Consider the following 234-nt stretch of genomic DNA (forward strand, 5'->3'; position numbering starts at 1 on the left):
GTTCACGCGCCTCGGGTCCGAGCTCGGAGCCGAGGGCATCCTCCAGGGAGCCGGACGTGATCTCGGCGAGTGTCTGTAGGAAGAGGGTTACCTCTGGCAAGCGCCGGTCATCAACCCGGACATGGAGGAATTGGCCTGGTGCGAACTCCGTTTGGCGCAGCGACCTGTTGATGGGATCCACGCGCTCTCGGATCTCGCGGCGTGAGTTGTTCAGGAGTTGCGAGAGCTGTCCGA

General features: G+C 63.2%; 1 protein-coding gene. It reads right to left on the reverse strand.

Annotated features, from left to right (window positions below; all coding sequences use genetic code 11):
• On the reverse strand, positions 1-234 hold a 234-nt coding region (locus BN358_RS27715; RefSeq protein WP_232233135.1), incomplete at both ends, for a hypothetical protein.

Source organism: Sedimentibacter sp. B4 (genome assembly GCF_000309315.1).
GTDB lineage: Bacteria > Bacillota > Clostridia > Tissierellales > Sedimentibacteraceae > Sedimentibacter > Sedimentibacter saalensis.